Consider the following 12,172-nt stretch of genomic DNA (forward strand, 5'->3'; position numbering starts at 1 on the left):
CGACAGGGCTTGGGGGAGCGACGGCAAACAGGGCGTCATGGCGCGCAATCTTTCGGCAGGCGCAGCGATCGTCGCTGCCCATCGGGCGCCGCTCACCGGCCCCGAGTTGACTTGTCTTCGGCAGGTGTGGCCCGCCCTTGAGGGCCGCCCGCCGATCGAACGCCGATTCTGGTGCCCGCCGTCGCCGGCTACAGGAACGCCAGTTTGCGTGCCGTGCCGAAGTTCACGAGGTTCGGCAACACCCTGTCGAGCTGCGACTCGCTCGCGCCGAACCAGCCCAGCAGCGTGGCCGCGTACTGGTCGACCGCGGTCGTCGGGATCCAGCGGCCCTGCAACTCCCAGCTGTTCACGCCCACGTCGTCGGCACCGCCCAGCGCCAGCTCGGGGTAGGCGCCGTAGGTGGCACCGCCCTTGACCGCACCGCCCAGCACCAGGTGCTGGTTGCCCCAGGCGTGGTCGGTGCCGGTGCTGTTGTTGATGGCGAAGGTGCGGCCGAAATCGCTCTGCGTGAAGGTGGTGACCGCGTCGCCGAGGCCGAGGTTTTTCATCGCGGTGTAGAACGCCGCGAGCGCGTCGCCCAGGCCCTTGAGCAGTGCGGCATGGGTGCCGGTGGTCGGGGCGCCGGTGATGACCTGGCCGCCATGCGTGTCGAAGCCACCCATCGAGGCGAAGAACAATTGCCGGTTGCCTTGCACGGTGGCGTTGTTCGCGACCAGCTTGGCGATCTGGTACAGCTGGTTGCCCAGGGGCGAGGTGATCTTGCCGGCCGCGGTGATGGGCGCGAAGGCGGCGTCGATCACCGCCGAGGCACCGGTGCCACCGGGGGAGACCTTGACCAGCGCACCGAGCCGTTCCGACATGGTGAAGGCGTTGCGCTGCGCCTGCGTGTAGGCGTCGCCGAGCGTCACGTCCTGGGCCTGGTTGTAGAGCGCGTCGATGGCCGCCTTGCGCGCCACGTTCGGGGCCCAGGTCAGGTCGGCGGGCTGCATGCCGTAAGCGCCGAAGGTGGCGCCCGGGCCGGGCAGCACGAGCGGCGTCTGCAGGCTCGACAAGCCGAAACGCGCGGTGCCGGCGACCGAGATCACCGGGTTCACGGTCGCCAGAACCTCGGCCGCGCGGCCGCCCCAGCCGGTGCGGGTGAGCGAGTCGGCGGTGCCGGTTTCCCAGAGGATCTGCTGGTCGGAGTGCGAGAACAGGCTGTCGGGCACACTCGCCGAATTGGCCGCGGCGGCGCGGTACTGCGCCTTGGTCAGCGGCTGCTTCAGCGGGCCGACGTTGAACACCGGTGCGAGTTTGCCGTCGGCCCACACCGGCGCGAGCGCCGACAGCGACGGGTGCAGCCCGAAGGGCACACCGCCCAGCGGCACCAGGCTCGCCTGCGGAATCGCCAGGCCCTTGCGCACGCCGCTGTAGGCGCTGTAGCGCGCGTCGGTCGGCACGATCGTGTTCAGGCCGTCGTTGCCGCCATAGAGAAACACGCAGACCAGCGCCTGGTAGTCGGCGGCGCGCGCGCTGCGTGGCATGAGCATCAGGTTGCCCACGCTGCCCAGGCCAAGGGCGCCGGCCAGCGTGGCGCCACTGCGCTGCAGCCAGCGCCGGCGTGTGGAGACGAGAAAGTTGTCTGGGTGGTTCGGGTTCATCGCGGGCCTCTTCAGCGCAGCACTTGGTAGTTCGGCGAAGCGAACACGAGATAGGCCGCGGTCTTCACGCGGTTGGTCTGCCAGTTGGCCGAGTCGCGCGCCGAAGTCCACCACGACACCGCGTTGATCACTTCGGTGCGCGGGCCGCTCGGCAAGGCCTGCCCCAGCGCCAGCATCGAGAGCCGGTCGACCAGCTTGGCGGCATCGGGGGCGTCGCTCAGGAAAGCGCTGAGGTCGACACGCGTGCCCACGGCGTTGGGCACGCTCGTATCGGGTGCCGAACCGCCCCAATCGAGCAGGTAGGTCAGGTAGTTCAAACGCTCCAGCGCGGCGTTGGCACTGTGGATGCCGAAGGTCGGCCCGACCAGCGTGGTGCCCGGCACCGGGTAGTCGGGTGGGTAGTAGTTGAAGACCGAAGGCGGGCGGAACACGTGCTGGCGCAGGCTGTCGCCCCACCACCAGGCGAGTGCATCGCCGTCGGTGCGGCCGTTCAGCGCACGCAGCACGCCGGCGAACATGTGCGCCGGCTCGCGCAGCTTGCCGGCGCTGCGCGTCACGGTGTCACCACGCGCTTCGGCGTCGAGCAGGATCGCCGCCACGGTGGCGGCCAGGTCGCCACGCTGGCCGGTGCCGAAGCTGCCGAAGCGGCCGCTCGTGAATGCGCTCGCCACCCGCGACACGTAGGCCGGCGATGGGTTGCTGCCCACGAGGTGCTGGATGAGCTGCTTGCCGATGAAGGGCGCCATGCTCGGGTGCGCCATCAGGCTGTCGAGCACCGCTTCGAGCGCGGCCGGCGCGGCCGTGCCGGCGGCCACCGTCACGCCCGACATCAACGTGCGGGCCGCGGTGTCGTGAAAGCTCGCGACCGGGACCATGTCGCCACCGTAGTAGCGGCAGTTCATGCCGGCCGGCCAGCAGCCGTACGAGGTGGCGCCGCCGGCCGGGTAGGTCCAGCCGGTCAGCGCGTAGGCGTACGAGCGCACCACGTCGTTACTGTAGTTGGCGGTGCAGGCGCCGCCCTTCAGGCTGCCGTCGGCGTTGAGCTCGCAGGTGCCGACCGCGAACAGCTGCAGCAGCTCGCGAGCGAAGTTCTCGTTCGGCGCCGACTTGTCGTTGTTGGCGTTGTTCAGGAAGTCGCCCATCAGCGGCGACAGCGCCACCTTCTTCAGCACCTGGCGGTAGTTGCCGAAGGCGTTGTCGAGCAGGTTGTTGTAGTACAGGCGAAAGCCGTAGGTGCCGTCGACCTCGAGGTTGTTGACGACCACGATCTGCTGCAGCGCGAAGGCCACGCGCTGGCGCAACTGGTCGGGTTGCGAGACCGCGTTGCGGTAGAAATCCCAGACCAGCGGCTGGCTCGACGACCAGTCGCGCCAGCAGTTCGTGCCCTTGTCGGCGCAGAAGTCGCCCGAGCCGGTGTACTGGTGCACCGCGCCGGTCTGGCCGCTGGTGTAGCTGGAGGTCTTGAGCGCCATCTGCGCGCTGACCCAGGCGGTGGCGCCCTGCGCCTTGATGGTGGCGACGAGCGCTTCGGTGGGCCCGAAGCTGCCTTGGTCGGCCAGCCGCACGGCGTCGCGTGTGGTGGCGCTAGTGGGGGCGGGCGCGGGAGTCGGTGCGGGTGCTGGGGCAGGTGCGGGTGCGGGTGCGGGTGCGGGAGTAGGCGCGGGTGCGGGCGTTGGTGCGGGCGCCGGCGCCGGGGTCGGCGAAGGCGAAGGTGCCGGGCTTGGAGCAGGCGCCGGGGTTGGCGAAGGCGAAGGTGCCGGGCTTGGAGCAGGCGCCGGGGTTGGCGAAGGAGCAGGAGCAGGCGCCGTCGCCACCGGCGCATCGCTGCCCGACCCGCCGCCACAGGCCGCCATCAGGGCGGCGATGCCGAGCAGGGCGGTGGCGTTGCGCATCGCCGCGGTGGGGTCAGGCTTCATGATTCGTCTGCTTTCAACAATGGCGATTCGTGTCATGGCTCGCGCCCCGGGTGTGACCAGATTTGTCCGTACGCGCCGAATCCATCGCGCGCATGGGCGACGTCGGGGCCGGTGAAAGTGTGCAGGCCGAAAGAGCAGGATCGGGGCCCGCCGCCGGTCTCTTCCGGTAAGAGTCGTTGCAGCGGCTCGGTGCCGGTGCGCTGTGGCAAATTCGCGGCCTGCAACGAATGCGCGAGGCCTCACCGTGAACCCACCCGAAACGTCCCGCCGCCTGTGGCCGCTTCTCACCGCTGTGAGTGGTGGGCTGGCGATCCTGTCGTTCACGGGCGTCTTGCCTGCAGCGCTCGCCTTCGTGTTCAAGCCATTGACCACGCTGTTGATCATCGGCTTCGCCTGGTCGCGGGGCGCTGACGCGCCGAAGCAGCGGCGCCTGGTTCGCATCGGCCTCGTGCTGTCGCTGGCCGGCGACGTGTTCCTGCTCTGGCCGAAAGAGGGCTTTCTGCCCGGGCTGGTCGCGTTCCTGCTGGCGCACCTGGCCTACATCGCGGCGTTCTGCGTGCCGGTGCGGCTGGCGGCGAAACCTGCGGTGTTCGCGGCGTACGCGGTGGTGGCCGCGGCGATCCTGTCGGCTCTCTGGCCCGGTGTGCCTGCTGGCTTGCGCGCCCCGGTTGTCGCCTACGTCGTGTGCTTGGCCACGATGGCGGCACAAGCGCTCGTGTGGTGGCGCGGCAGCGCCGCTGCGAGCGCGGCCGATGCGTCGCTGGGGCGCTTCGCCGCGCTCGGCGGGGTCTTGTTCATGGCGTCCGACAGCTTGCTGGCCATCAACAAGTTCGCGCTGCCGCTGCCGCTCTCGTCGCTGTGGATTCTGCTGACCTACTGGCTCGCACAATGGTGCATCGCGTCGGCGCTGCGGGCGCGTTGAGCCTGCGTCAGCCGGGCGCGCCGCATCCACAGAACGGGTGGGGCTCTTGGGGCGCACTCGCGAAACGGGCATCGAGCCCGTTTCGCTCGCCGGCCGCGACGCCGGTCGATCCCCGCTTACGGGGCCTCTCGCCCTTCGCTCTGCGTCCTCACATCCCCTTGAACAACCCCGTGAAGCTGCGTGACACCTCGAGCTTTTCGGGGTGCCCTTTCACCGCCACCAACTGGCGCCCGCGCAGATCGCGGCTCACGCCGGCGATGAATTTGGTGTTGACGAGTGTCGAGCGGTGGATCTGCCAGAACAGGTCGGCGTCGAGCTCGTCGATCAGTTCCTTGATGGGTTTCCTGATCAGCGCTTCGACTGTTGCGGTCTGAACCCGCGTGTACTTTTCGTCGGAGATGAAGAACAGCACCTCTTCGACCGGGATCATCTGGATGCTCTGGCCCACGGTCGCCTGGATCCAGCGCAGCGTGGGCGCCTTGGCCGGGTCCATGCGGGTGGCGAGCTTCTGCAGCAGTTGCTGCAGGCCTGCGGGCGGCAGGTCGTCGGCCGCAGCCTCGGCGCCGTCGGTGCTGCTGCGCTGCGCCAGCCGCTTCTTGATGCGCTCGACCGTGACCATCAGGCGGTCGCGCTCGGCCGGCTTGAGCACGTAGTCGACCACGCCTTGTTCGAAAGCCTCGATCGCGTACTGGTCGTAGGCGGTGATGAAGACGATCTCGCAACCCGGCCAGGCGTCGGGCGTGTCGTCGTCGGTGGGCAGCTGGGCGATGGCACGGGCCGCTTCCACGCCGGTCATGCCGGGCATGCGGATGTCGAGGAACACGAGCTCGGGGTGGTGCTGTTCGGTCAACGCCACCGCTTCGGTGCCGTTTTTCGCTTCGGCCACGATCTGCAGCTCGGGCCAGACTTCGGCCAGCCGCGCGCGCAGCTGCTCGCGCAGCAGGCGCTCGTCGTCGGCGATCAGGGCGCGGGGCGCGGGGGGTGCGGTGCCGGGTGCGTTCATGCGCCGATCGTAGCGCCCGCCCTCGGCGTTGCCGAGGGGCTGCGCGTCAGGCGCCAGACGATCCATCCCAGCAGCAACAGCGGCGAGAGCAGCAGCGCCGCCATGCCCAGCACCACGCACAGCGCCACGGCGATGCCGAACGCAGCGCACAGCAGCGGCACGATCACCGCGAAAGGCACGACCAGCAGCACCACGAGCAGCGCCAGAGTCACGCCGCCGATCAGCAGCAGCCAATGGCCAGCGTGCATGCCGCTGAGCGAGACCTGTTCGCCGTCGATCACAAAGCTCGCGCCCTCGGTCAGATCACCCCATTGCAGCGCGGCGGCGATCAGCAGCACGCTGGCCAGGGCACCGGCCAGCAGCAGCCAGCCGGTGAGCTTGAGAAGGCGGTTCAAACGGGGGTACTTCACGCGGTTTCTCCGTCATGGTTCTGGTGCTGGTAGGGCACGGTCAGCGTCACCACCGTGCCGCTGGGGGTGTTTTCGGTGATCGCCATCTGCGCCTTGCTGCCGTAGAGCAACTGCAGGCGTTCGCGGATGTTGTTCAGGCCGATGCCGGTGCCGGCGGTCGCGGCCTTGCCGAAGCCCAGGCCGGTGTCGGCCACGGTCACGGCGAGCTTGCCGTGCACGATCTCGGCTTTCACCGAGAGCGTGCCACCTTCGGCCTTGGGCTCAAGCCCGTGCTTGATGGCGTTCTCGACCAGGCTCTGGATCATCATCGACGGGAAGTCGGCCGAGAGCAGCCCGTCGGGCACGTTGATGTCGGTCTGCAGCCGGTCTTCCATGCGCACCTTCAGGATCTCGAGGTAGGGGCGGATCACCGCCATCTCGCGGCCCAGGTTGTGCGCTGCCGGGTGGTTCTCGCGCATCGTCGGCATCGAGGCGCGCAGCAGGGCGATCAGGTTCTTCTGCATCGTGCTCGCCCGCGGCGGGTCGGTCTCGATCAGGTGGTCGATGCTGGCGAGCGTGTTGAACAGGAAGTGCGGCTCCACCTGCGCCTGCATCGCCGCCATGCGCGCTTCCACGACCTGGCGCTTGAGCTGCTCGGACTCGGCGGTCTCGGTCGCCACGGCGGCCTTGGTCTCGGCCTGGATACGGCCCTTGTAGGTGATCTTCAGGATCATCGAAGCGACGATGAAGAAGAACGACAGCGGCATCAGCGAGTCTTCGGCGCGCACGGTGCGGGTGCGGATGTACTGGCGCTCGGCGCTGCGGCTGGCGTCGGCCGCTTCCAGCGCGGCGTCGGCGGCGTCTTGTGCGGCCTGACGCGATTCTTCGATGGCTTCGACCACCGCCTGGCGCGCTTCTTCAACCGCCTCGCGCACGGCTTCGCTGGTGGCGCCGGGCGGCAGCTTGATCTCGACACCGGTTTCGCCGGCGCTGATCGCGACCGAGGGCTGCGAGCTGCCCGAGGCCGGAGCCGAGGCGCCGGGCGCCGCGCTGGCCGCCGAGGCTGCGGCAGACGCTGCCTTGGCCGCGCTGTCGCTGGCCCGTGAACGCGGGGTGATCTGGACGCCGTTCTTGTTGATCGAGATGGTGACGTCGTCGCCCGGGCTCGTGCCGCCCTTTTCGATCTTGATGCCGGGAATCTTCGGTGGCTTGGGGGGCGCAGAAGGCCGGTGGGTGTCGGCCTCGTGCACCTCGGTCACGGTCCAGCCCGGCAGCATGCTGCCGAGGATGCCCATGCAGATCAGCAGCAGCAGCGACAAGCCGAAAAAGCGCTTCCAGCTGATGCTGACGAGCCAGTTCGCGTAGTCGTGGAACAGCTGCACCGCACCGGCAGCGAAACGCTGCCAGCCGGTGGTGGGGGTCGAGTGAGCGGTGGCCATGGTCGGGAAGCGGGGGTGCTTTCTAAGCGATGGGGTGGACTCTATCGACCCTTCGGGCGCCCTCCCAGCCGCTTGCGACGGGCTGCAGCGGCGGCCCGACAGGCTGCACAGGCCCCGGACAGCCAGCAAGCGCTGCCCGGCTCGCCGCATCCGGCGCCGCCAGGCCGACGCTTCGCGCCGCGGCGCGGCGCCCGGTCGCACGGCAGCTGCGCCGGGCGTCGCCGGCTCCTAACCTGCGGCCACGTTGTCACCCCGAACGCTTTCAAGGAGATCACCATGACCCACCCGCAACCCCCCCGTGCAGGCCACTTCGGCGTCGTTGTCGCCGTCTTCGCGCTGGCCTTGCTGTCGGCCGTGGGCCAGGTGCGCGCCGCGCCCGAGGCCGCGTTCGAGAGCGCCTTCGCGCAGTTCAACCAGGCTTCGGCCGGCGACAGCAGCGCCGTCGACAAGGCCGCCGACGCCTTCAACGCGCTGCTGCAGGCCGAACCCGGCAGCCCCGTGCTGATGGCCTACGCCGGCGCTGCCACCGCGATGAAAGCGCGCACCACCGCGCTGCCGTGGAAGAAGATCGGCCACGCCGAAGACGGCCTGGCGCTGGTCGACAAGGCGCTGGCACTGCTCACGCCGGCCCACGACGCCGCGCTGCAGCACGGCACGCCCGGCTCGCTCGAAACGCGCTTTGTGGCGGCCAACACCTTTCTCGCGATGCCCGGCTTCATGAACCGCGGCCCACGCGGCGCGAAGCTGCTCGACGAGGTGCTGGCGAGCCCGCTGTTCGCCACCGCCCCGCTGCCGTTTCAGGGCACGGTCTGGATGCTCGCCGCGTCGCAAGCCACCAAGGACAAGCGCACGGAAGACGCGCAGCGCTACCTGAACGAAGTGATCGGCCGCAACGCGCCGCAAGCCGACAAGGCGCGTGCGCTGTTGAAGGCGGCGGCATGAACGGCCCGATGCGCGGCCCCGTCGTCGAGCTTCACGGCGTGCACAAGACCTACCGCCTCGGTCAGCACGTGATCCCGGCGCTGCAAGGCGTCGACCTGAGCGTGCAGCGCGGCGAACTGCTCGCGTTGACCGGCCCCTCGGGCAGCGGCAAGAGCACGATCCTGAACCTCGCCGGCCTGATCGACCGGCCCGACAGCGGCGAGATCGTGCTCGGCGGCCAGCGTGTCACCGACCTGGGCGAGGCCGAACGCACATTGCTGCGCCGCGACGCGCTCGGCTTCGTGTTCCAGAGTTTCAACCTGGTGCCGGTGATGACGGTGGCCGAGAACGTCGACTACCCGCTCTTCATCGCCGGCGTGCCGGCCGCCGAACGCCGCGCGCGGGTCGCGGCACAGCTCGAAGCCGTCGGCCTGCAGGACCACGCGCAGCACCGGCCCGACGCCTTGTCGGGCGGGCAGCGCCAGCGTGTGGCGATTGCGCGCGCGCTCGTCAAGCGCCCGCGTCTCGTGATCGCCGACGAGCCGACCGCGAGCCTCGATTCGCACACTGCCGACCAGGTGCTCGACCTGATGCGCGAGCGGGGCCACGCCGAAGGCGCGGCGTTCGTCATCGCCACGCACGACAGCCGGCTCACCCGGCGCTGCGACCGTGTCGTGGCCCTGCTCGACGGGAGGCTGCAATGAAGTGGATGGACCTGAAGTGGCTCCGGTTCGCGCTGCAGAACACGTTGCGCAACCGGCGCCGTTCGCTCGTCACCGTGGCCATCGCCGCGCTCGGCACGGCGGCCATTCTTCTGGCGGGCGGCTTCGCGCTGTTCACCTACCAGGCCCTGGCGCAGGCCGCGGCGCGCAGCACCGGCCACCTGATCGTCGGCCTGCCCGAGCAGTTCACGAAGGACGAAGACACGCCCTTGCAATACGGGCTGGAGAACGCCGCCGAGCTGAGCGCGAAGCTGCTGATCGACCCCGACGTGCGCCAGGTGCTGCCGCGCGTGGCCTTCAGCGGCCTGATCAGCAACGGCGACAAGTCGACGGTGATGATCGCCGCCGGTGTCGAACCCGACAGCGAGTTCGCGGTGAAAGGCCCGTTCCTCACGATGGCGGCCGGTGAGGTGTTGAGCTCGGGCGCGAAAGGCGCCGAAGTGATGCTCGGCGAAGGCCTGGCCAAAAGCCTGAAGGCCCGGCCCGGCACCAGCCTGACACTGCTCGCGAGCACCACCGACGGTGCGCTGAACGCGCTCGACGTGACCGTGAAAGGGGTGTTCTCGACCGGCGTGCCCGACATCGACAAACGCCTCGTCTACACCGACATCGCCACGGCGCAGAAGCTGCTGAACACCACACGCGTGTCCACGCTCGGCGTGTTCCTGCGGCGCATGGAAGCGACCGCTGCCGCGCAGCAGCGCGTGGCTGCTGCCAGCCCGAAACTCACGGTGCAGACCTGGCGCGACCAGGCGTTCTTCTACAATTCGGTGCGTGGCCTCTACAACCGCATCTTCGGCGCGCTCGGCCTGATCATCGGCGTGATCGTGGTCTTCGTCGTGACCAACGCGATGGCGATGGCGATCATCGAGCGCACCCGCGAGATCGGCACCTTGCGCGCGCTCGGTACGCTGCCCTCGCAGCTGCTGCGCACGCTCGCGCTCGAAGGCATGGTGCTCGGTGGCGTGGGGGCGGTGGCCGGCGCGTTGCTCGCGCTCGGCATCTCGCTGATGCTCTACGTGGTGCCGGTGACCATGCCGCCACCACCCGGCAGCACACGCGGCTACGCGCTCAACATCGAGATCGACCCCGTGCTCTACGGCTGCACCGTGCTCGCGATGGTGGTGCTCGCGATGCTGGCGTCGGCGTGGATCGCCCGCAAGACCGTGAACCTGGCCGTCGTCGACGCGCTGGCCCACACCTGAACCCGGAACCCAACCCCATGACAACGATATTTCGTTCGATCGCTGCGGCCGCGCTGGCCGTGCTCGCTTCGCACAGCTTCGCGCAAGACGTGCCCGCGCTCCTGAAAGCTGCCGACCGCTACCGTGTGGGCAGCGAGAACATGCAGGTCGAGACGCTGATCAGCATCTTCAACGCCGACGGCTCGGCCGACAAGGAGCGCCGCTACACGGTCTTCGCGCAGGCGAAACACCAGTCGCTGGTCTTGATGCAGAGCCCGGCCGAAAAAGGCCAGAAGGTGCTGATGCTCGGCGACGACTTCTGGCTGCTGATGCCGAACAGCCAGCGCCCGCTGCGCATCACGCCGATGCAGAAGCTGCTCGGCGATGCGAGCACCGGCGACATCGCGACCATGAGCTGGGCCGACGACTACACCGGCACCGTCACCGGCGAAGAGCCCTGCGGTGAACCGAAGCAGCCCTGCGTGCACCTGAGCCTGGCCGCGAACCGCAAGGGCGTGACCTACCAGCGCATCGAACTCTGGCTCGGCAAGGCGAAACACGAGCCGATCAAGGCCGACCTGTACGTGCAGTCCGACAAGCTCGCCAAGCAGGCGCGCTTCGTCACCGACAAGCCGGCGGCACCGACCATGGTCACCGAGATGCTGCTGCAGGACCAGCTCACGAGCAAGAAGGAAACCCGGGTGCGCTACCTCGCTCGCAAGGAACACAGCGTGCCCGAGGCCTGGCTGAACCCGATGTTCCTGGCCCGCAACCCCGCACTGGAGTGAGCGTGAAACGGCTTGTCTTCATCGAAGCAGTCGGCGCCTTGCTGGTGCTCACGGCGTGCGACACGTGCCGTGCTGCCAACGAGTTCGGCGGGCAGACGCGGCCGTCGTGGACAGAACAGGCTGCCAACCCGAACAGCCCGCTGGCGCAGGCCGCGCAGCTGAACCCGGACATCGCCGCCGTGCCGCGCAACGGCGCGACGCTCGAGACCGAACTGCGCGCCAGCGGCCACGGCCTGAGCGGCACCGTCACGCTGCAAGGCCAACGCCTCGAAGGCACGGCCGCGACCGGCCAGGCCTGGGTCAACGAGTTGTACGCCGCCACCGGCAGTGCAGGTTGGCAGTTCAGCGCCGGCAAACGCATCGCCGCGTGGGACGTGGGCTACGGCTTCCGGCCGAACGACGTGGTGCAGCAGGAAACGCGGCGCACGCTGCTCACGACCACCGCCGAAGGCCGGCCGCTGCTGATGGCCGAACACTTCGATGCGAGCACGGCGTGGTCCTTCGTCGCCGTCAACCCGACGAAGCCGCGCGCGCAGCGCGGCGCGGAAGAGCCGGCGTTCGCTGCGCGGGTGTATCAGCGCGAGGGTTCCGTCGACTGGCACGGTTTCGCGCGCTACGGCGCACGCACCGGGGGCAGTGTGGGTGCGGCCGCGGCGTGGGTGGCGAACGATGCTCTGGAACTGCACGCGTCGTTGCGCTATCTGAACGCTGCCGACAGCACGGCGATCGACCCGGCGGCTGCAGGCCTCGTGGGCAGCAACCCGTGGTCGGACGCGCGGGTGCGCCACGCCAGCCAGCTGCTGATCGGCGGCACCTGGACGAACGCCGAGCAGGTCAGCCTCCTGGCAGAAGCGTGGTGGGACGGCACGGCCTTGTCCGATGCGCAGTGGAAGGACTGGACTGCCCGCAACCGCCAACTGGCCGCGCTCGCCGGCACACCCGCGCCGGCCGCCGCGGTCGCCGGCAACCTGGCCTGGCAGGCCCAGGCCTTCGGTGCGTCGAGCAACCTGCGTCGCACGAACCTCTTCATGCGCGTGAGCTGGACGCTCGACAAATGGCAGCCGGCGCTCGACGTCCTGTACACGCCGGCCGACGCCGGGCGCACCGTCACCGCGTCGCTCGGCTGGCAGGGCGATCGGGTGCGGGTCGACGCCGGTTGGCGCCAGTACGGCGGGCCGGGTGAGGCCGTGCTCGCGCAGTTGCCGGCACGGCGCGTGGCCTACCTCGCAGGCACCTGGACGTTCTGAT

The 12,172-nt window shown here is 69.4% G+C and carries 11 protein-coding genes; 6 read left to right on the forward strand and 5 right to left on the reverse strand.

Features of this window, described 5'->3' with window-relative positions; genetic code table 11:
• Positions 1-188 precede the first annotated feature (188 nt).
• Both AC30PD_RS20310 and AC30PD_RS20315 read right to left on the reverse strand, forming a co-directional pair.
• Complete coding sequence (locus tag AC30PD_RS20310) at positions 189-1,640, reverse strand: DUF1501 domain-containing protein (protein WP_489537501.1); 1,452 nt, start codon at positions 1,638-1,640, stop codon at positions 189-191.
• Positions 1,641-1,651: 11 nt separating this feature from the next.
• Positions 1,652-3,205: a DUF1800 domain-containing protein gene (locus tag AC30PD_RS20315; protein WP_489537502.1), complete on the reverse strand. Its 1,554-nt coding sequence runs from the start codon at positions 3,203-3,205 to the stop codon at positions 1,652-1,654.
• A gap of 595 nt (positions 3,206-3,800) precedes the next feature.
• Between AC30PD_RS20315 and AC30PD_RS20320 the strand changes: the two genes are divergently transcribed.
• Entirely contained in the window at positions 3,801-4,478 is a 678-nt protein-coding gene (locus tag AC30PD_RS20320) for a lysoplasmalogenase (RefSeq protein ID WP_489537503.1), read from the forward strand.
• A 148-nt stretch (positions 4,479-4,626) separates the two neighbouring features.
• Here AC30PD_RS20320 and AC30PD_RS20325 read toward each other — a convergent pair whose 3' ends face one another.
• From AC30PD_RS20325 to AC30PD_RS20335, 3 genes are read right to left on the reverse strand one after another with little or no spacing between them, the layout of a single operon-like run.
• Positions 4,627-5,481 (reverse strand): LytR/AlgR family response regulator transcription factor, encoded by an 855-nt coding sequence (locus tag AC30PD_RS20325; protein WP_489537504.1) that lies wholly within the window; start codon positions 5,479-5,481, stop codon positions 4,627-4,629.
• Positions 5,478-5,891: a hypothetical protein gene (locus tag AC30PD_RS20330; protein WP_489537505.1), complete on the reverse strand. Its 414-nt coding sequence runs from the start codon at positions 5,889-5,891 to the stop codon at positions 5,478-5,480. Before AC30PD_RS20330 ends, AC30PD_RS20325 begins: the two co-directional genes overlap by 4 nt.
• A complete protein-coding gene (locus AC30PD_RS20335) occupies positions 5,888-7,309 on the reverse strand; it encodes a sensor histidine kinase (protein ID WP_489537506.1) in 1,422 nt (473 codons plus the stop codon). The genes AC30PD_RS20330 and AC30PD_RS20335 overlap by 4 nt, the downstream gene beginning before the upstream one ends.
• A 276-nt stretch (positions 7,310-7,585) precedes the next feature.
• Here AC30PD_RS20335 and AC30PD_RS20340 point away from each other — a divergent pair, with 276 nt between their 5' ends.
• From AC30PD_RS20340 to AC30PD_RS20360, 5 genes are read left to right on the forward strand one after another with little or no spacing between them, the layout of a single operon-like run.
• The gene (locus tag AC30PD_RS20340; protein ID WP_489537507.1) at positions 7,586-8,251 is read left to right on the forward strand and encodes a hypothetical protein; all 666 of its coding nucleotides are present in this window, start codon (positions 7,586-7,588) and stop codon (positions 8,249-8,251) included.
• Positions 8,248-8,934, forward strand: a complete 687-nt coding sequence (locus AC30PD_RS20345; RefSeq protein WP_489537508.1) for an ABC transporter ATP-binding protein — start codon at positions 8,248-8,250, stop codon at positions 8,932-8,934. Before AC30PD_RS20340 ends, AC30PD_RS20345 begins: the two co-directional genes overlap by 4 nt.
• Positions 8,931-10,157, forward strand: coding sequence for an ABC transporter permease (locus AC30PD_RS20350; RefSeq protein ID WP_489537509.1), 1,227 nt, complete (start codon positions 8,931-8,933; stop codon positions 10,155-10,157). The genes AC30PD_RS20345 and AC30PD_RS20350 overlap by 4 nt, the downstream gene beginning before the upstream one ends.
• Positions 10,158-10,174: 17 nt before the next feature.
• Positions 10,175-10,924, forward strand: a complete 750-nt coding sequence (locus AC30PD_RS20355; protein WP_489537510.1) for an outer membrane lipoprotein-sorting protein — start codon at positions 10,175-10,177, stop codon at positions 10,922-10,924.
• Positions 10,925-10,926: 2 nt separating this feature from the next.
• On the forward strand, positions 10,927-12,171 hold the full coding sequence (locus tag AC30PD_RS20360; RefSeq protein ID WP_489537511.1) for a hypothetical protein: 1,245 nt from the start codon (positions 10,927-10,929) through the stop codon (positions 12,169-12,171).
• Position 12,172: the final 1 nt, after the last annotated feature.

It is taken from the genome of Rhizobacter sp. (assembly GCF_032229685.1).
GTDB lineage: Bacteria > Pseudomonadota > Gammaproteobacteria > Burkholderiales > Burkholderiaceae_C > LMDS01.

Excerpts from the sequence above, each read along its gene's own strand:
- AC30PD_RS20310 (WP_489537501.1), bottom strand. The coding sequence starts at position 1,640 with ATGAACCCGAACCACCCAGACAACTTTCTCGTCTCCACACGCCGGCGC.
- AC30PD_RS20340 (WP_489537507.1), top strand. The coding sequence starts at position 7,586 with ATGACCCACCCGCAACCCCCCCGTGCAGGCCACTTCGGCGTCGTTGTC.
- AC30PD_RS20335 (WP_489537506.1), bottom strand. The coding sequence starts at position 7,309 with ATGGCCACCGCTCACTCGACCCCCACCACCGGCTGGCAGCGTTTCGCT.
- AC30PD_RS20350 (WP_489537509.1), top strand. The coding sequence starts at position 8,931 with ATGAAGTGGATGGACCTGAAGTGGCTCCGGTTCGCGCTGCAGAACACG.
- AC30PD_RS20325 (WP_489537504.1), bottom strand. The coding sequence starts at position 5,481 with ATGAACGCACCCGGCACCGCACCCCCCGCGCCCCGCGCCCTGATCGCC.
- AC30PD_RS20345 (WP_489537508.1), top strand. The coding sequence starts at position 8,248 with ATGAACGGCCCGATGCGCGGCCCCGTCGTCGAGCTTCACGGCGTGCAC.
- AC30PD_RS20355 (WP_489537510.1), top strand. The coding sequence starts at position 10,175 with ATGACAACGATATTTCGTTCGATCGCTGCGGCCGCGCTGGCCGTGCTC.